The following is a 19,627-nucleotide window of genomic DNA, read 5'->3' on the forward strand; positions in this document are numbered from 1 at the left end:
TATATCGCATTCATAAAAAAATCCTCCCGAGGTTTTAAGTTCGGGAGGACATCAAGTGCGGAAGAAGGGACTCGAACCCCCACGCCTTGCGGCGCCAGATCCTAAGTCTGGTGCGGCTACCAATTACGCCACTTCCGCATTAGGATTTCTTTTGATGCCACAAAGATAGAAACCAAACGTATATCCTGCAAGTATTTTCTTCTCTTTTTTTATTTTTTTTCAATATTCCGCTAACCTCTTGCATAATTCATTATTATTCATTTACTTTGAATATCAAAGTACTTTTATGGAACAGAAAGATTTATATAAAGAGCTTGGGCAGATCAGATTATTAATGGAAAAATCATCCAAATTTGTTTCAATAAGCGGATTATCGGGCGTCCTTATGGGCTGCTATGCGCTCGTGGGAACCCTAATAGGATACTATATTATATATCAACCTCAAGGTGCCGAACTATTCGGAAGCGAGCATTTGGAAAGATCCCAAGTGCTTTTGATCATTGCGCTGACCATTTTATTCTTATCCTTAGTGACTGGATGTGTTATGGCGCGTAGAAAGGCTAGAAAAAGTAAACAGTCCATTTGGAATATGACAAGTAAATCACTTTTATTTGCAGTTTCAATTCCACTGCTTGCAGGTGGCTTCGTATCGGCACTGTTTTTTATCCAGGGGCACTACCAGATGGTTGCCGCTATGCTGCTTATATTCTATGGACTGGCATTGACTGCAGGGAGTATTTATACTTTTTCCGAAGTGAAAGCACTAGGTATAATAGAAATCTGCCTTGGCTTGATCGTACTAGTTTTTCCGGATAAAGGATTACTTTTGTGGGGATTGGGATTTGGTGTGTTACACATCATCTATGGTTTTATCGTTTACAAAAAATACGAATCGTGAAATTAGATCTTTCTCTATATGACAAAATATTTGAAAACAGAGTGCGACTCCAGATAATGAGTGTTCTCGCGGCAAATGAGGAATACGATTTCAATTCTTTGAAAGAATTGTTGGAGGTAACTGATGGTAACCTTGCCTCCAATCTGAAAACGTTGGAAAAGGAAGAATATATTGTTGTAGAGAAAAGCTTTGTCGAACGTAAGCCAAATACCCGATATAAAAGAACTCCTAAAGGACTAAAAGCATTTGAAAATCACCTTGCTGCACTAGAAAATTTAATAAAACAACAATACAAATAATTTTTTTGTCCATTTACTTTGAAAAACAAAGTACTTTTAAAAAATAGAAAAATGAAAAAAATCAGATTAAAACTCATGTTATACCTATACAATTCGTCCTCCAAAGTGTATGCGAACATCTTCAAATGGAACAAAAAACCATGGGGAATCTCAAAAGCAGATTTCATGAACTATCCAATTGGAAGCATTGGACATAACTTAGGACTTTTCTATAAAAGTAAGGGTTTCGATGTCATGCCCAAATTGGAAAATCACGATGTCTTTCATATCTTGACTGAAACCGGAACAGAAATACAGGATGAAATTGCCATGCAATTCCTTCTGCTGGGTAATGGAAAGATCAGCTTGTATCTTATTGCGATGCTTCTTATTGGCGGTACTTTATTCCCCGAACACTTCGGTTACTATAAAAGACACTTTCAGAAGGGCCGATCGCTCCAAAGCTTTCACCGTTTAGAATTTAAAGAAATTCTGCACTGGCAATTAACGGAGATCCAAGTTGCCTTATACAGTAAAAATATTCAAATCAACTTAAACAGCTGAGTCATGAACTATTATTAATTGCCCCGCTTTCATTAATAAACGATTTTATTGAAAGCACCAAAATAGCGAATAAGATCGGTCAGTATGAATACCTAACAACGTCATCTTTATGCGGTATTGATGCAAATGTTGCGTAAAAAATATAAATCAGGCATCCGACTAGTGATATCAAAAAGAGATCCTATTTTTATACTGCGTCTCACAATTATTGCCAAATTCTGTAACTTGCGAAGAAATTTTTCAGCGGCATAGAGACTTTTAAACAGATGAAAAAACTTACAATATTTACAATAGCAATTATGGCTTGCAACCTAAGCAATGCACAAGAAGGCAAAGACGGAAAAAAAGATAATAAATTGACATCGGAATCGTCGCAACCAATTACTCCCAGCACACTTTGGGATCTTGGACGTGTTTCGGCTGAAGGACTTTCTAAAGATGGTAAAACACTGGTGTATGGAGTCTCCAATTATAACCTGGAAAGTAATTCAAGTGAAAAAAATCTATATACGGTTTCACTCACCAATGGAGCCGTTCATCAGTTCACCGATCAGAAAGGTGGCGAGTCAGTGGTTCAAATCGAAAAAAATGGCGATGTTATCTACTTGTCCAAAGGTCAACTCTGGAAAAAAAATCTGTCAATGGGAGAAGCAGTCCAATTAACGTCTGGTGACATGCAATTGGAAAATGTTAAGTTTTCACCCGACGGAAAACAAATACTCTTCAGCCAGTCCGTTCTAGTAAAAAAATACCACAGCACGGATAAATACCCCGAATTGCCGAAGTCAGACGTTTATATCTATGACAACTTAGATTATAGACATTGGGACACCTTCAACGATGGTAAGTTCAGTCATCCTTTTGTAGCGAGTTTTGTGGATGGTAAAGTTGGTGAGCCGGTAGATCTGTTGAAGGACCAACCCTTCTATAGTCCGCAGGCGCCATTTGGTGGCGCTGAAGATTTCACTTGGTCTCCAGATAGCAAGGCCGTGTTGTATGTCTGCAAAAAGAAATTCGGAACAGATTACGCCGTTAGTACCAACACCGATATTTACAGGTTTGACATCGCTACTGGAACAACATCCAACTTAACTGAGGGAATGAATGGGTATGATACCTCCCCAACATATTCTCCCGATGGAAAGAGCCTAACTTGGCTAAGCATGAAGACCGATGGGTATGAATCGGACAAAAATGACATCATATTATTTGACAAAAATAGTTCCATCCGTCTTAACCTAACAGCGCATTGGGACGGTACAGTCAATAGCTTTGTTTGGAGCAATGACAATCGAAAAATCTATTTCACCGCTGCTACGAAAGGCACCGTACAATTATTTGAGCTTGAAGTCCCTACCAATATCAAAACAAAAGCCTTACCTAAGATCCATCAAATTTCAGCCGGCGACTTTGATATCACGGGCATTGTAGGCCAGGTAGCTGATAAATTGATCGTCAGCTCCACAAAATTCACCCGCGCAACCGAGATCTTTAGTTTTGACCTAAAAGGCAAGTCCTTAACTCCTGTCACCAGAGTCAATGATGCTAAGTATGCAAGGATTAGCGAAAACAAAATTGAGAAACGTATCACCAAGGCATCCGATGGAGCAGATTTGTTTTCATGGGTCATTTATCCACCAAACTTTAACCCCGCAAAAAAATATCCAACTATACTTTATTGTGAAGGTGGCCCTCAATCTGCCCTCACGCAATTTTATTCATTCCGCTGGAACCTCCAGTTAATTGCATCGCAAGGTTATATTGTGATTGCGCCAAACCGTAGAGGGATGCCTGGTTGGGGTGTAAAATGGAATGAGGCTATTTCTCAAGACTGGGGAGGTCAACCTATCCAGGATTACTTAGCAGCCATAGACGACATTTCCAAAGAATCTTACGTAGATACCGCACGCCGTGCGGCCATTGGAGCCAGCTATGGTGGCTATTCGGTTTACCAATTAGCGGGCGTACACCAAAACCGTTTCAAGACGTTCATTGCGCACAATGGTTTGTTCGATATGAGAAGTTGGTATGGAACCACGGAAGAACTATTCTTTGCTAACCATGAATTGGGCGGTGGATATTGGGAAAGCAAAAATGAGAAATCTTACACAGCGTTCAATCCGATTGAAAAAGCAAATAATTGGCACACCCCGATTTTAATCTTTCAAGGTGGAAGAGATTACCGTGTTCCAATCGGACAGGGGCTGGCGGCATTCCAATTGGCTCAGCTCAAAAAGATTAAGAGCCGTCTAGTCTACCTTCCAGATGAAAATCATTGGGTACTGTCCGGGCAAAATGCGCAGGTTTGGCAAAATGAATTTTTCACCTGGCTGAAAGAAACCCTTTAGGTAGGAAGGTGAAATCGTCCATCAAGTTTAAATGTTGTTACCGAAAACGCCACGCCATGCGTGGCGTTTTTGTTTCCACTCAATTGACCTTCTCATTCTCCGCGTTATAAATCCATACCACGTTAATCATTATCCAGGGGTTTACAGGGGGTTAACAGGGGGTCTACAGCGGTTTACAGCGGTTTACCCCTATTAACCCCTTGTTACCACCCTGTAAAAATGGAGTTAAATCGGTGCTAATGTAAAACTTGGTATAAGCTTGCTAACTAGAAGGTATTGGTTAGCAAGCACACAATGCAGGGGAGCAAATTTAAGGCATTGAATGGGTTGACGAATTACAATCCCAAAAGTCAACCTCTTGAAAACAAAAAAGCCTGCAATATGCAGGCTTTCGCTATAAGATTATTTGTGTTTTCTAAACGCTACTTTTCACCCTTTTTTCCAAAAATAGAAAGCTTAATATATTTTCCAGGATTCTCTTTAACATCCTTCATCAGATAATCCATTTCTTTTGAAGCGTTATTCAGATTATTATATAAAGCTTCATCATTAAGCAATAATCCAATAGAACCCTTACCGTTGCTAATCTTACCGGTAATCTCCTGAAAATCATTAACGGCTGTATTTACTTTGTTCATGGTGTGTTCAAAATCCAATCGGGCCGCTTTGTCTGTGATATTATTTAAATTGGACATAATCGCATTGATCTTCTCTCCATTTTGTGAAAAGTTGGATGTAATTGATTCCATGTTGGCCATGATGCGATTGAGTCTTCCCTTTTCGTTTCCAACTAGGCCTTCTACGTCTTTTGTGATTCCTTCCACATTTTTCAATGAGGTAGATATGCTATGAATGCTTCTTTTAAAGTCGTCCTGAAACTCCTTATCTAAAACATTATTCACAACGGACAGTGTTGAATCTAGTTTAATGGTAATGGTTTCGATCCTCTTTTGGATAGGCTCAACCTTATCCATAATATTCGGTTGGACACCTGAAGCTAAAAAATCACCATCCTTTGCTAATTCCTTACTGTTGCCCATTTCAAAGACAATCGCTTTACTCCCCAGCAAATCTGTACTTGAAATTCTGGCAATTGTGTTTTTCGGCACGGCGTAATCAGAGTGAATTTTAAATTCTGTCTTAATTTTGCCATCAGGTTGGAGAATCATCTTGGATACACGTCCGATTTGATACCCGTTCACTAAAACAGGCTTGGATGGAGTTAATCCATCAACGGCCTCGTAGGTTGTGTAATAGGTGTTATCGCTACTAAAAACATCATTCCCTTTTAGAAAGCTATATCCAATAAATAATAAAACTATTGCAACCGTTGCTAATATGCCGACCTTCGTCTCGTTTGATATTTTCACAAATAATCTATTTAGTAATGATCATTAATTTAAGTTTAAAACAGCACAAAAGCAAATCTGTTTAGCGTTCTACGGAATTTTTATAGATTTTTATAGCAGAAACCAGATTATCAACAATCTCTTGTTGTCCCGCATCAGACAATAAGTAGCTTTCCTCTTCTCTATTACTTATAAATCCAATCTCGGTCAATACCGCTGGCATACCCGCTTCCGCAAGTACAGCTAACCCTTTCTCCCAGAAGCCTCTACTGTATCGACCAGCTTTCACGTACTCCCCCTCTATCATTTGCGCAAGACGTATACTTTTTTCGCGAAATCGATTTTTCATCAATGAGAAGATGATTGCACTTTCGGGATCTTTGGGATCAAATCCCTGATAGTTTTCTTTATAATTGGATTCCAATAATAAGGATGCATTTTCACGAACAGCAGCATCCTGTTGGCCTAAACGATGTGAACCAGAGACCAACGTTTCGGTACCGTGCGCACTAGAACCACTGGAATTACAGTGGATTGATATAAATAAATCTGCTTTATTAGCATTCGCTAAACGTATACGTTTATAAAGTTCCACAAATTCATCGGTCGTCCTTGTGTAGATGATCTTAATACCAGGAATATCTTTCTGAATCTGCTTTCCTAATTTTAAAGCCACATCTAAAGCGACATTTTTTTCCAAAGATCGTCTTCCTTGTGCACCGGTATCCTTACCACCATGGCCAGCATCAATTACGATTGTCCTTATCTGGTACTCCGGAGGCTCGGGCTGCCCATTGTTTAATTTGAAAGAATTCAATAAAAAAAATCCCAAAGTAGCCAACATGACGCTACACCATTTTCTAATTCTTAAATCTGATTTCATTGAATAATTATTTGCTCTACTATAAACGAATCAAAATGAGTCAATATTATTTGTTGAATAGATAACGATATTTAACATATTTTCTATTGCTTTTTTGACTAATTTTGTCTCTCGAAGTTTAACATTATTTCACAAAAATAACATTTGTCTTTAATTTTGAAGTCGTTAATCAACATTTTAACACTATTTATCATTCTTGCAGTGAGCACTGCTAGTCATGCTCAAAGTAGTATTCCATTAAAACAGAACGGACTTCAAAGTAAGAACCCTACTTCGACGACCAATAAGTTGCAAGATACCAGTAAGACTAAAGCGGGCGACACGACCAAATCTGTCCGGGATACCACCAAGAAAAAAGGAGGTGGCCTGCAGGCAGAAGTCAGCATTATCGCGGTGGATTCGCAAAAATCCGAAGTTGCAAAAAACATCAGTCACCTTTATCGTGGTGCAAAGGTTAAATATCAGGATTTTGAACTTTCTGCTGATTATATCCGTCTTGACCGAAACAAGAAAAAGATTTTTGCTTCCGGAATTTATGATAAAACCGGCAAATATGTAGGGCGTCCTATCGTTATTATGGGAAATGGCGAATCACCTAAAACGGTGGATTCACTCTATTATGATTACGAGAAACAGGAAGGAAATACCTATGGTATTATGACCGAGGTGGATGGTGGATATATCCAGGCCAATATTGTTAGAAAGAACATTTACGACGAAATGTCTATCTATAAGGGGCTTTACAGTACTTGTAATCTGCCCTACCCACATACCCATTTTGGTATCCATATTACCAAGGGTATTGTCACTAAAAACCAGATTATTTCTGGACCAGCTTATCTAGTGGTCATGGGCGTACCAATGCCTGTGGCATTTCCCTTCGCTTTCTTTCCAAAACCGGATAAAAGGGCTTCTGGCTTTCTCTTTCCTTCTTTCGGAGAAGATTACACCAGAGGGTTTTCCATGCGTGATTTAGGCTGGTATTTGGCCTTCAATGATTATTGGGATAGTGAAATTCGAGGTTCATTGTACTCAAAAGGTTCGTGGGAAGCCTCCATCAATACACGCTATACTGTCAATTATAAATTTAACGGTGGTTTTAATATCCGTTATGCCAATACCAAAGTTGGCGTGGAAGGAACATCTAATTATGGCTCCAACAAAGATTTTAACGTCACTTGGAACCATACCCAGCGCCAAGAAGCCAATCCCGGAACGTCTTTCTCCGCCAGTGTAAACTTCGGTACCACTTCTTTCTTTCAAAATACAGGAACTGGCAGTACACTAAATACCTATGAAAATCTTGCGCGTAACCGAATGGGATCATCCATCAGTTACGGGAAAGTATTTGCAGACGGAAAGATAAACCTGACAGCCAGCTTAACCCATAATCAGGATATGGCTACACGCAGTATACAAATGAGTTTACCGAATATCAGCTTAAACGTATCTTCTTTCAATCCATTTGACAGCAAAGACCGTGTCGGTGAACAAAAATGGTATCAGCGTATCAATGTAGGATATAGTTTTCAGGCGCAGAACTCGGTGAGCACTATTGATACATTGTTATTTAAACCGGGGGGCTTCAAAAAATTCCAAAATGGTTTCCAACACAATATCCCGATCAGTTTGTCGCTAAACGCGTTTAAATATTTTCAGTTTAATACCAGTGTCAATTATACAGAGCGTTGGTATTTGCAAAGCACCAGACAACGCTTTGATAATACAGCTGCAGGTTATACGCAACGTATTGACACCGTCCAGGGATTCAATCGTGCTTACGATTACTCCGTATCCACCGGACTTTCGACTAAGATCTATGGTATGTATCCCAAGATCGGTAAAATTCAGGCCATCCGACACGTGGTTACACCGTCCATCAACCTGAACTATAGACCTGACTTTTCGGATCCGAAATATGGCTTCTATCAGCAGTATAACGACCAATATGGAAATAGAAATGTATACTCCATTTTTAGTCAGGGTGTGTATGGCTCTCCTTCCGCAGGAAAATCAGCAGGTATAGGTTTTTCCATCGACAATAACATCGAAGCTAAAGTGAAAAGCAAATCGGATACCACAGATGGAGGGTTTAAGAAAATCCCTATTCTTCAGGGTCTAACCTTCAGCGGAAATTACAACTTCGTTGCCGATTCACTTAAATTGTCCCCTATCACCTTCTCTGGCCGTACCGCTTTTTTCGACCAAAAGATGAATGTCAACTTCAACGGTACTTTTGACCCCTATTCAGTGAATGAAAATGGTGTTCGCGTCAATCGATATGCCATAAAGGATGGTAGCCTGGCGCGTCTGACAAATTTCGGTCTTTCTTTTGACTATAGCCTGAACCCCAAAGCTGCAAAATCACGTAATAATAACATCGATTCGTTAAGAAAAGAAATGTCCGGCGCAGGTATGACTCCCGAACAGGCACAGGCCTTAGCTAGAATCAGCTCAGATCCAAATGCATTCGTAGATTTTAATATTCCTTGGAATCTTGCGGCATCGTTCAGTTTCAATACGTCCAAATCATTCAACTCGAGCACGCGAAGAATGGAGAGCCAATTTACAAGTACCTTAAACTTACATGGTGACTTCAGCGTTACGCCAAAATGGAAAGTTACTTTTCAATCGGGATACGATTTTAAACAAAAGGAAGTGGTCATGACCTCTTTCAATATCTATCGAGATCTGCATTGCTGGGATATGTCGTTCGGCTGGATGCCTTTTGGGCGATACCGAAGTTATAATGTGACGATCCGGGCTAAGGCTTCGATCTTACAAGATCTTAAGCTTACAAAAAGAGCAAGTTCAGGAGGCAGTTATTTTTAAAATAACTGCTTTTTCTTTTCAGAAGCCCCCTATCAAATGCATATTAGTCGTTCCGCCGAATCGCAATTTTATGTAAGTTTATATCCTGAATCGTCCGATGTTGATTTTTTATTTTTAAGCTTTGGCGTAAGGAAACTGTATGCTGAAAGGTTAGAAAGATCAAACAATATACCCAAATGCATATGATCAATTACGGCGAAGTGTTAAACAATTACAACAAGATGAAAGCAGAGATTATTACCATAGGCGATGAGATCCTCATCGGTCAGATTATGGATACCAATTCGGGGTGGATTGCCAAACAATTACTCCGATTCGAAGTCGATATCGTTCAAATGACATCGATCCCTGATACAGAAGAAGCTATTTCAAAAACGCTGAAAGACGCGTCTTCCCGGGCAGATTTAATTTTAATCACCGGAGGTCTAGGCCCAACCAAAGATGATATTACTAAAAAAACAGCTGCAAAATATTTTGAAACAACCTTGGTTCGCGACGAAAATGTACTTCGTCATGTGACAAATATCTTTGAATCGCGTAAGTTAAAAATGCTTGATATCAATCTGCAGCAGGCCGATGTACTCGCAAATTGTGAAGTCTTATTTAATGACTATGGTACTGCGCCCGGCATGTTGGTAAACCAAGGCGAAAAGCGGTTTATATTTATGCCCGGAGTTCCTTTTGAGATGAAATTTCTGATTGAAAAACACGTACTCCCATTGTTAGCAAAACAAGATCCAGACCTGTTTATCTGTCACGAAACAATCTTGGTCGGAGGTATCGGTGAATCCTATTTAGCAGAAGAAATAAAAGATATCGAAACCGAACTGCCACCTAACATAAAATTGGCCTATCTACCGACATTGGCATTTATCCGGTTAAGATTATCCGGAAAAAGCAGAAACAAGTCTGATATTATGCTTCAGGTTGCTCTTTTCAAAAAGAAACTTATCCATCGTCTTCAGCAGTATGTTGTAGCAGATTATGATACAGGCATAGAGTCCCATTTGGTCAAAGAGCTCACCCATCGCGGCAGTACCATCACTACGGCAGAAAGCTGTACTGGTGGTAGCCTCGCCGCTTCTATCACTTCAGTAGCGGGAAGCAGTGCTGTATTTCTTGGCGGCACGATTCCCTATTCCAACAAATTGAAACACCAACTGCTCAACGTCAATGAAGAAACATTGGCTCAATATGGTGCCGTAAGTGAACAGACCGCAATCGAAATGGCCTCGGGCTCAAAAGCAGCGTTCTCTTCGGACTATGCCATCGCAACGACTGGAATAGCCGGTCCAGGTGGGGGCACCGCTGAAAAACCTGTTGGAACGATCTGGGTGGCTGTCGCCGGGAAAAAAGAAGTTATAACTAAAAAGTTTCAATTTGACAATGACAGGCTCATCAACATCGAACGTACACGAATGAATGCCCTTTTATTATTATGGCAACTGTTATTAAAAGAAAAAGAACAAGAAGCACAATAAGATAAAATAATGTTTTTAAAAAACCGCTATTTATGGAATAATATTTTAAATTGTTGAAAGTAAACCACAATTTAATTAACTTCGTTTTTCTATAACGAGATTGCTAAAAAATATGGCTTTATATAAACTCTTACTCCCAAAAATGGGAGAAAGTGTATCCGAGGCAACAATCACAAAATGGTTAAAACAACCTGGTGACCGGATTGATGAAGATGACACTTTATTGGAAATCGCAACTGACAAAGTTGATTCAGAGGTACCTTCTCCCGTAAAAGGCGTTCTAAAAGAGCAACGTTATACCGTAGACCAGACCGTCCAAGTGGGTGAAGTCGTTGCAATTATAGAAATTGAAGGCGAAGATGAAGAACCTACGCCTCCTCAACAAGATATTACAATCCCTTCAGCGACAAGCTCGGAAGAGCCTACAGCTTTGAACATACCAGGTATCGAACAGTTGCATAATGTCGAGGCTGATGCAACTTCGGCTCAGTACGAGAGTACGCTTCGTTTCTATTCCCCTTTAGTGAAGAATATTGCTCGTCACGAAGGATTGTCTCAAGACGAACTTGACCGTATACAGGGGACGGGAGCAGAAGGAAGAGTGACGAAGGAGGATATCTTAACGTATGTAGCGCATAGAGATTCATCATCCAAATCTGAAAAAGCTATTCAGACAGATCAGGCTGAAACACGCACGGAATCGCCCAAAATAACCGTAACAGCTCCATCCCATGTTCATACCGTTGCAAATGGCAATGATGAAATCATTGAAATGGATCGCATGCGAAGAATGATTGCAGACCATATGGTCAAAAGCACGCAGATTTCTCCCCATGTATGTTCATTTGTCGAGGCAGATGTAACGAATTTGGTTTTGTGGCGCAATAAAGTTAAAGATGCCTATAAAAAGCGTGAGGGAGAAAATATTACGTTTACCCCTTTATTCATTGAGGCTATCAGCAAGGCACTTAAAGATTTCCCATTGGTCAATATCTCGATCGATGGTTACAATATTATTAAGAAGAAAAACATTAATATCGGTATGGCGGCCGCATTGCCTAATGGGAATCTTATCGTGCCAGTAATCAAAAATGCAGATCAATTGAGTTTAGTGGGATTGAGTAAAAGTGTAAACGATCTTGCACAACGGTCGAGAGCAAATAAATTAAAACCCGACGACACACAAGATGGTACATTTACATTCACCAATATCGGCGCTTTCGGCAATATAATGGGCACGCCTATCATTAATCAGCCGCAAGCTGCAATCTTGGCAGTAGGTTCAATAACAAAAAAACCAGCAGTAATAGAAACGGAATATGGCGATATGATTGGCATTAGACATATGATGTATCTATCCCTCTCCTATGACCATCGCGCAATTGATGGAGCACTTGGAGGTACATTCTTAAAACGCGTTGCAGATTATTTGGAAAATTGGGATACGAATAGGGTAATCTAACATCCAAAATCGATCAATAGAAAAGGCTCTGTCAGTTGTTACTGACAGAGCCTTTTTTTGATGAGTATATACTTTTCTATTTCAACAAACTTTGTTCAAACTGCATTTTCTTCTTCTTTATTACCCGTTGAAATCGCAGATAGAGTAAAAGAGAAGAAGTCAACAAGCCTAATGTCAGCCCATACCATATTCCCTGGATGCCCCAGTTAAATACTATCCCCATTAGATAGCCGCTTGGCAAACCAATAATCCAATACGCAACAAATGTAATAATGGTGGGAATATTGACATCACCCATGCCCCGTAATACCCCAAGACCGACCACTTGTGTGCCATCAAACAATTGGAAAAGTCCCGCTATGATCAACAGTTGAGAAGCAATAATAACGACGGCATGATCTGATGTAAAAATATAAGGCAGAAAATTGTTCAGCAATGCAAACAAGGAAGCCGTAATCAACATAAAGATCAATACCAACTGGTATGAAGTAATCGCAAACCGTTCAAGACGGAAAAGATTTCTATTCCCATAGCTATTCCCCACCTTGATCGTGGCAGCAGCAGCAATCCCGCTTGCCATCATATACGTCATGGCGGCCAGTTGTATGGCTACCTGATGGGAAGCTTGCGCCGTAGCACTTATTGTACCGGCTAAGAGGGATGCCCCGGCAAAGGCCCCAATTTCAAAAACATATTGCATCGCTACTGGCGCTCCAATCCGCAATATTTTAAGCAGTCGATCCCAATCGATCAGGGTCACTTTAAAATATTGGATATACCCTTTGAATTTCTGCGATCGTAACACATAGGTCATCATGACAGTCATCATGAGCACACGGTCAATCAATGTACTATATCCAACCCCTTTGACTCCCATTGGACTGATGCCAAACATCCCTTTGACAAAGATGATTGCCAAAATAATATTCAGTACATTTCCCCAAATAGTTACATTCATGGCTTGCTTGGTAAATCCTAATCCCTCGGCAAATTGCTTGAATGTACTGAACACCATCAGTGGAAGCATCGATAAGCTAAGGATAAGCAAATAAGGCTTCGCTTCCTTTACCACCGCCGGATCTTGGTCGAGGTGATCGATAGCCAACATAGAACCAAAGTAAACTAAAGCAAACAGTAAAAGACCCGATAGAAGATTTAACCAAAAGCTATTAGATAACAAGATGGCACACTCTTTCTTATTATCACGACCATTCTCTTGCGCAATCAATGGCGTGATGCCATACGCGATACCCAATCCGATAACCATAACAACCATGAAAACAGCATGCACTAATGAAACTGCTGCCAGTGGAATAGTCCCTGCAAAATGTCCTACGATCACACTATCTGCGGTATGGACCAATGTATGTCCCAATTGTGATATCACGACTGGCCCCGCCAATACCATCGTACTTTTGTAATACGGCTTGAAAGTTTTAAATTTTCCCAACATAATCGATTTCTCAAAAAATAGCCATAAAAGTACGAAGATATTTCTGTCCTATCGTCATATTATAAAATATTTAGCAAAAATACAACAATTTAAAGGCGCTAGACACGTACCGCGTGTTAAGTAATTTTTATGTTTCAAATACCTTAAAAATATCTTAAATTTACTTTTGGGTCTAAGAACTATAGAAATATAAATGTAACTTAGCATCTAGTTAGTAATCAAAAGAAGAGGAAAAAGAGTATGTACAATCCAGTAATAGCATTTCTAAACATCGGCACGCAGGAGATGATCTTAATTGTGTTTGCAATCTTGTTACTTTTTGGAGGCAAGAAGCTTCCTGAATTGGCGAGGGGTTTAGGAAGAGGGATACGTGAATTTAAAGATGCGTCAGAAGGTATAAAACGTGAGATTTCAGATCAAATCAATAATTTCGAAAAAGACATAGACGTTAAGCCAGAAGTAAAAGAAGAAGCTGTTCCTAATGACGTACGTCTGGCGGAAGAAAAGGCCCAGACAGCGCACCAAGAAGAGGTTAAACCAAATGAAACTGCACAGGGATCAGAAATAGAACAGCCAAAGAAAAAATATGAGTTCACCACTCCCGCCGGTGTAGTGGAACACAATCCCCACAAGCAACCGGATTATGGAGAAGAACCATCTCATATCACTTACGGATATAATGATCATTTTGCTGAAACTAAAAACAACGAAGTAGAAGATAAAAAAGTTCCTGAGCAGGACAATACCCATAAACCTGCCTAATTTTACTATTTTAGTTTATAATTAGATATACTTAGAGCTGTTGAATCACCATTCAACGGCTCTACTTTTTAAGATAAAACCATCAATGAGCTTATCAACACACGAAATTATTATTGCTAACGAGCTTTCTATTAGCGAAAAACAAGTTCGCACGACTATTGCACTATTAGACGAAGGTGCCACCGTTCCCTTTATCTCGCGCTACCGTAAGGAAATGACCGGAAGTCTAGATGAAGTTCAAATCACCGCCATCAGAGATCGTTTCCAGCAATTGCGGGACTTAGATAAACGCAAGGAAGCTGTTCTGAAATCAATAAACGATCAAGGGAAATTGACCCCAGCACTTGAACAACAAATATTAGGTACCGAAACCATGGCCAGCTTGGAAGATATTTATCTCCCTTACAAACCTAAGCGCAAAACGCGCGCAAGTGTGGCTCGTGAGAAAGGGTTGCAACCCTTAGCGGATCTTATTTTAGCACAAGAATCTGGCGATTTCCTTGCACTTGCCGAAAGTTTAGTGGATGCAGAAAATGGCGTAAAAAATACGGAGGACGCGTTGGCAGGTGCTCGCGATATTATCGCGGAAATCATTGCAGAAGACGCTACTGTAAGAGCTAAATCGAGAGCTATTTTTCTCGAAAAAGGCTCATTTGTTTCAAAAGTAGTTCCTGGAAAAGAAGAAGCTGCAATAAAATATAAAGATTATTACGACTGGTCTGAATCCTTAAAAGATGCTCCATCGCATCGTGTGCTGGCCATGCGCCGTGGTGAAAAAGAAGAATTGCTCTACTTGGACATTGCTGTCAATGAAGAGGAGATTCTACCGCGTATCGAATCTATCTTTGTAAAGAGTGGCAACACTGCAGCTGCTCAGGTAAAACTTGCCCTGATAGACAGTTATAAACGTCTCCTCAAACCGTCCATGGAAACAGAAATACGTGTATTAACCCGTCAGAAAGCAGATGAGGAAGCCATCAAAGTTTTTGCAGATAACGTGCGTCAATTGCTTTTAGCCGCTCCATTGGGACAAAAGAGATTACTTGCAATCGACCCCGGGTTTCGCACCGGCTGTAAAACAGTCGTATTAGATGAACAAGGCCAGCTTAAAGAAAATACAGCTATCTTCCCACATACTGGTGCCAATGGATTGGCAGAAGCCCAAAAAACCATTAAGTATTTAGTATCGAAATATGCTATCCAAGCCATCGCGATCGGAAATGGAACAGCTGGCCGCGAAACTGAAGAATTTGTAAGGAAGCTTGGATTAAACAATGTGACTATTGTGATGGTCAATGAAAGCGGAGCTTCCATTTATTCTGCTTCCGAAACTGCCCGGGAAGAATTTCCAGATCAAGATGTTACGGTACGCGGCGCAGTATCCATTGGCAGACGATTGATGGACCCACTTGCTGAACTGGTTAAGATTGATCCAAAATCCATTGGTGTCGGACAATACCAGCACGATGTAGACCAAAACAAGCTACAAACCTCTCTCGACGACACGGTCATCAGCTGTGTAAATGCCGTAGGAGTTGAACTGAATACAGCATCCAAACAAATTTTATCTTATGTTTCCGGTCTAGGTCCATCCCTGGCACAACAGATCATTAAATATAGAAACGAGAATGGCCCCTTTGCTTCAAGACGTGAACTGAAAAAAGTACCTCGTCTTGGCGATAAAGCTTTTGAACAAGCAGCTGGCTTTCTTCGCATTCGGCATGCAGCAAATCCATTGGATTCGTCGGCAGTACACCCCGAACGATATGCTTTGGTTGAGCAAATGGCCAAAGATTTAGGAAAAAAAGTGGACGATTTATTGAAAGATGCTGATCTTAGAAAATCTATTCCCTTAAAAAACTACATTTCAGAGGAGGTAGGCCTACCGACATTAAACGATATTCTAAGTGAATTAGCGAAACCGGGACTAGATCCACGCGAAAAATTCGAAGCATTCTCATTCACTGAAGGTGTCAACAGCATTGGGGATCTAAAGGTCGGTATGAAACTTCCAGGAATCGTCACTAACATTACCAATTTTGGGGCTTTTGTTGATATCGGTGTCCACCAAGACGGTCTGGTACATTTAAGTCAATTATCCAATCGTTACGTATCAGATCCTCAAGAGATCGTGAAAGTACAGCAGCATGTGATGGTTACAGTGACGGAAGTTGATGAAAAACGTAATCGCATTGCTTTATCTATGAAGACCGAAGAAAAGTCCACTCAGCCAAACAACAGGAGAAAGGATAACAAAATACAGGTCGAACCACAAACGGATATGGCAAGTAAGCTAGCTGCCTTAGCTAGTAGGTTCAAATAGATACGTTTAATTTCACCTAAAAGAGCTGATCTTTGCTGGACTTTCTCCCATAAAGTATATACACTTTTGGAAGCGTTCCATTAATGGTCAGCTGTTTTGTTTCGTTAAATCTGATTTAAATGACTCATAGCGACTCTTTATTTGTATCTTTAAAGAAAACAAAGATAAGACCGTTATGAAAAATTGCACGCTATTATTCTTCCTTTTTTTTGGGATCTGTTTTTCTAAAGCCCAAGCACAACAGCAACTTCATGACGGAGCCTATCTGTATCAGGATGGCATGAATAAGCATTTAGTGCTTGTTAAAGACCATTACATCTCCTTTATAAGTTACGATGATGTGAGGAAACGTTTTCAACATACTTGGGGTGGCACACTTGATAAACAGCAGAATTTGATCAATATAGTTATCGAATATAACTCACAGGATTCGACTACTGTCGGTAAAACGATGCAATTGCCGTATCGGGCTGAAGTAGATTCTCTCCATCTAAAAACAGCCGATAATTACCATCTCTATATGAAGCAGAAAAAGATTCCGCAGGATCTTGATGCACTTTGGCGGATTAGTGGGCGTCAACAGGAGGGAAAAATGAATAATATTCCAAAAGCAGATCGCAAAACAATCAAAATATTAGTTGATGGATATTTTCAATGGGTAGCGATTAATCCTGCACAAAAAGGTTTCTATGGTACTGGCGGGGGATTGTATGAATATGCTCAAAATCGGTATACTGAAACACTACAATTCTTTTCAAGAGACAATAATCGAGTTGGGCAGGCGCTCGCCTTTGATGGTGAAATTGTGGCTGGAGCATGGCACCATAAAGGAGAAAGTTCGAAAGGAGACGCTATTTATGAAATCTGGAGCAAAGAAATAACAGAATAAAAAAAATGACAATAGAACAATTTCAATCTCTTGAAAGTCCTGTTCAGCACTGGACGGCAGTACAAAAATCACTTTGGTATGATCTAAAAGGACATTGGAAAACAGCCCACGATCTGATTGATCAATTAGGCGGAATTGACGCAGCACATGTTCATGCATACTTACACCGAAAAGAAGGCGATCAATGGAATGCAGAATATTGGTACCGCCGCGCAAAACAGGATGTTTACCAGGGTAGTCTGGAAGAAGAATGGAAAGAGCTCTTTAAGCGATATGTATGATAATAGACAATTTTCCACGGGTCTGTTCACTTTTTAATACATTCCTCAACAACGTTGTGACAATGCTATTAAAAAAAATATATTTTTAACTCAATAGCACTCAAGCCCGCCCCATCCTAACAAAATATTGCCAATTAAGAGAGCTTTACAAGGAAAAATCGATAATTTTACGTAACAAACCTATCACAAAGAAAAATATTATAAGTCCAACAAACAGAATGGCACAGATATTGAATAACAGATACTATACTTGAGAAAGTATACTTTTCATAAATTTAGGTTAATAATTGGTTAGGTTAAACACTTGAAGTTCCCCACTTCAAGTGTTTTTTTTTGTAGAATTCGCTTGCATCAAATACTTTTTATTCCGCTTCTGGTGTGACTTCTATGGGATCATACCGAAAGTTTGGGGGGCAGTAAGTTTTAAGCATATAATTTCATAACTCGGTATAGGAAGAATGTAGTATCTCTAACCCCTCTGAATATGGCTCTAAAAGATTTTAATTTAGCGTTGAAAGATTCTGCAGAAGCATTCGTACTCTTATTATCAAAATAGTGAAGGATATTTGCGTGGTGTGCCGCAATAGATCTTGCTACACTTTCGAAAGACTGTATTCCAGCGTTTTCTACCTGATTATGCCATAACGCTAGTTTAGTAAAAGCACCTTCTTTACTCTTAGATTTATGGAAGATGTTACCTAATTCTAGACTCAAATCATACGCTCTTTTTAATAATGGAAACCGCAAGAAAAGCAGCTCTGCTCGATATTTTTGACTTTCAGACCATCTAGAAGGATGTTTGAATAGTAGATGCCTAGATCTTGCAAGTAATTGTTTCAAGGTATCTCCGTTTGAAAGTATTTCTGGCTCATAAGACTCTCCTTGCTTACGAGCTTGTGTTATCTTATAACTTTCTTCATCTAAGACCTCCCAGCGATATTTGATCCGTAACTCCTGTACAGCATCGTAGGCTAGTTTTTGTACATGAAATCTATCTATTACTCGTCTAGCATTTCTAAAGCATCGCTGGATAGCTTTAGCCATATTGGGTGCCATGTCCATGGTCACTTCCTTTACTTTATTCCTCAATCTTAAAGGAATACGTTCTAAAACGTTAATAATATCTTCAGCTTTAGTTCCTTTGATGGTAGCTAAAATAGTTCCTTTTTTGCCTTTAGCCGCTTTATTACTCAGAATAGTATAAAGTTCGCCGTTACTGAAGCTCGTTTCATCAATACTAAGTTTTTCGCTTATATTATCTGTAAAAAGTGTCCATTGCTCTGCGTGAGATTTCTGATCCCAAGACTGAAAATCGCTCAGATAATTCTTGTATTGATCTTGTAATTGCTTGCCATCTATTTGAAAGAATAAACCTACTAGATGAGCACTTACAGGATGATTATCTAAATATCTTCTTTAAAAAAAGCCCAAATTCTGTAGTCATTCGAGCACCTTGTTGTACCAAGTTCCAATCTCTTGAGATAATCTCTCCACTATCCAGTACAGTCCAACGACGACGACGGACATGGAGCGTAACCTTTTGTCCTCTAATAGGAAAGTCGGATATCTCCGTAGAAGGCATAAAACCTTTGGATTCTAATTTACTGCTCTGATAATCTGCTGGTGGAATATTAAGCTCATCTAAATAAATATGAAGTTGGTCCTCCACTTGATCTACTTCCTGAATTTGAAAATATTCTAAAAGCCCTTCGGGCATTAATAAGGATAGTAATTTACGTTCGGCGTCTTGCAAGGTTGATTCGTTTTTAAAGATGCTAATTTAGAAAATTATTACTATTCCCCCCAAGAATTCCGCTTGATCCC

General features: G+C 39.7%; 16 protein-coding genes and 1 tRNA gene. 11 read left to right on the forward strand and 6 right to left on the reverse strand.

Annotated elements, in window-relative coordinates; translation table 11 throughout:
* Positions 1 to 56: 56 nt before the first annotated feature.
* Positions 57 to 138: transfer RNA gene (locus tag B2107_RS11650), tRNA-Leu, on the reverse strand.
* Positions 139 to 286: 148 nt separating this feature from the next.
* Between B2107_RS11650 and B2107_RS11655 the strand changes: the two genes are divergently transcribed.
* The 4 genes from B2107_RS11655 to B2107_RS11670 all read left to right on the forward strand — a co-directional run bounded on the left by B2107_RS11655 (position 287) and on the right by B2107_RS11670 (position 4,088).
* On the forward strand, positions 287 to 898 hold the full coding sequence (locus B2107_RS11655) for a hypothetical protein (protein WP_293955796.1): 612 nt from the start codon (positions 287 to 289) through the stop codon (positions 896 to 898).
* Positions 895 to 1,197, forward strand: coding sequence for a winged helix-turn-helix domain-containing protein (locus B2107_RS11660; protein WP_293955797.1), 303 nt, complete (start codon positions 895 to 897; stop codon positions 1,195 to 1,197). Before B2107_RS11655 ends, B2107_RS11660 begins: the two co-directional genes overlap by 4 nt.
* Before the next feature lie 51 nt (positions 1,198 to 1,248).
* On the forward strand, positions 1,249 to 1,740 hold the full coding sequence (locus B2107_RS11665; protein WP_293955798.1) for a hypothetical protein: 492 nt from the start codon (positions 1,249 to 1,251) through the stop codon (positions 1,738 to 1,740).
* A gap of 266 nt (positions 1,741 to 2,006) precedes the next feature.
* Positions 2,007 to 4,088, forward strand: coding sequence for a S9 family peptidase (locus B2107_RS11670; protein WP_293955799.1), 2,082 nt, complete (start codon positions 2,007 to 2,009; stop codon positions 4,086 to 4,088).
* A 422-nt stretch (positions 4,089 to 4,510) separates the two neighbouring features.
* Here the strand turns inward: B2107_RS11670 and B2107_RS11675 are convergent, their stop codons facing one another.
* On the reverse strand, positions 4,511 to 5,458 hold the full coding sequence (locus tag B2107_RS11675) for an MlaD family protein (RefSeq protein ID WP_293955800.1): 948 nt from the start codon (positions 5,456 to 5,458) through the stop codon (positions 4,511 to 4,513).
* A 61-nt stretch (positions 5,459 to 5,519) separates the two neighbouring features.
* Positions 5,520 to 6,320 (reverse strand): N-acetylmuramoyl-L-alanine amidase family protein, encoded by an 801-nt coding sequence (locus tag B2107_RS11680; protein ID WP_293955801.1) that lies wholly within the window; start codon positions 6,318 to 6,320, stop codon positions 5,520 to 5,522.
* A gap of 156 nt (positions 6,321 to 6,476) precedes the next feature.
* On the opposite strand from B2107_RS11680, the gene B2107_RS11685 reads away from it, so the two are divergent.
* From B2107_RS11685 to B2107_RS11695, 3 genes are all read left to right on the forward strand, one after another.
* Positions 6,477 to 9,152 carry a putative LPS assembly protein LptD gene (locus B2107_RS11685; protein ID WP_293955802.1) on the forward strand — a complete coding sequence of 892 codons (2,676 nt, stop codon included), beginning with the start codon at positions 6,477 to 6,479 and terminating at the stop codon, positions 9,150 to 9,152.
* Positions 9,153 to 9,328: 176 nt separating this feature from the next.
* The gene (locus B2107_RS11690; protein WP_293955803.1) at positions 9,329 to 10,633 is read left to right on the forward strand and encodes a competence/damage-inducible protein A; all 1,305 of its coding nucleotides are present in this window, start codon (positions 9,329 to 9,331) and stop codon (positions 10,631 to 10,633) included.
* A 112-nt stretch (positions 10,634 to 10,745) separates the two neighbouring features.
* Positions 10,746 to 12,095, forward strand: coding sequence for a dihydrolipoamide acetyltransferase family protein (locus B2107_RS11695; protein WP_293955804.1), 1,350 nt, complete (start codon positions 10,746 to 10,748; stop codon positions 12,093 to 12,095).
* A gap of 76 nt (positions 12,096 to 12,171) precedes the next feature.
* Here the strand turns inward: B2107_RS11695 and B2107_RS11700 are convergent, their stop codons facing one another.
* Positions 12,172 to 13,548: an MATE family efflux transporter gene (locus B2107_RS11700; protein ID WP_209576702.1), complete on the reverse strand. Its 1,377-nt coding sequence runs from the start codon at positions 13,546 to 13,548 to the stop codon at positions 12,172 to 12,174.
* Between the two features lie 240 nt (positions 13,549 to 13,788).
* On the opposite strand from B2107_RS11700, the gene B2107_RS11705 reads away from it, so the two are divergent.
* The 4 genes from B2107_RS11705 (at position 13,789) to B2107_RS11720 (ending at position 17,803) form a co-directional block, all read left to right on the forward strand.
* Entirely contained in the window at positions 13,789 to 14,310 is a 522-nt protein-coding gene (locus tag B2107_RS11705) for a Sec-independent protein translocase subunit TatA/TatB (RefSeq protein WP_293888067.1), read from the forward strand.
* Positions 14,311 to 14,395: 85 nt separating this feature from the next.
* A complete protein-coding gene (locus B2107_RS11710) occupies positions 14,396 to 16,633 on the forward strand; it encodes a Tex family protein (protein WP_293955805.1) in 2,238 nt (745 codons plus the stop codon).
* Between the two features lie 175 nt (positions 16,634 to 16,808).
* Positions 16,809 to 17,522, forward strand: coding sequence for a hypothetical protein (locus tag B2107_RS11715; RefSeq protein WP_293955806.1), 714 nt, complete (start codon positions 16,809 to 16,811; stop codon positions 17,520 to 17,522).
* Positions 17,523 to 17,527: 5 nt separating this feature from the next.
* The gene (locus B2107_RS11720) at positions 17,528 to 17,803 is read left to right on the forward strand and encodes a hypothetical protein (RefSeq protein ID WP_293955807.1); all 276 of its coding nucleotides are present in this window, start codon (positions 17,528 to 17,530) and stop codon (positions 17,801 to 17,803) included.
* Positions 17,804 to 18,226: 423 nt separating this feature from the next.
* On the opposite strand, the gene B2107_RS11725 is transcribed toward B2107_RS11720, so the two are convergent.
* Both B2107_RS11725 and B2107_RS11730 read right to left on the reverse strand, forming a co-directional pair.
* A complete protein-coding gene (locus B2107_RS11725; RefSeq protein ID WP_349682263.1) occupies positions 18,227 to 19,162 on the reverse strand; it encodes an ISAon1 family transposase in 936 nt (311 codons plus the stop codon).
* Positions 19,163 to 19,202: 40 nt separating this feature from the next.
* Complete coding sequence (locus B2107_RS11730) at positions 19,203 to 19,556, reverse strand: ISAon1 family transposase N-terminal region protein (protein WP_293955808.1); 354 nt, start codon at positions 19,554 to 19,556, stop codon at positions 19,203 to 19,205.
* Between the last annotated feature and the right edge of the window lie 71 nt (positions 19,557 to 19,627).

This window comes from Sphingobacterium sp. UBA7855, from assembly GCA_002500745.1.
Lineage (GTDB): Bacteria > Bacteroidota > Bacteroidia > Sphingobacteriales > Sphingobacteriaceae > Sphingobacterium.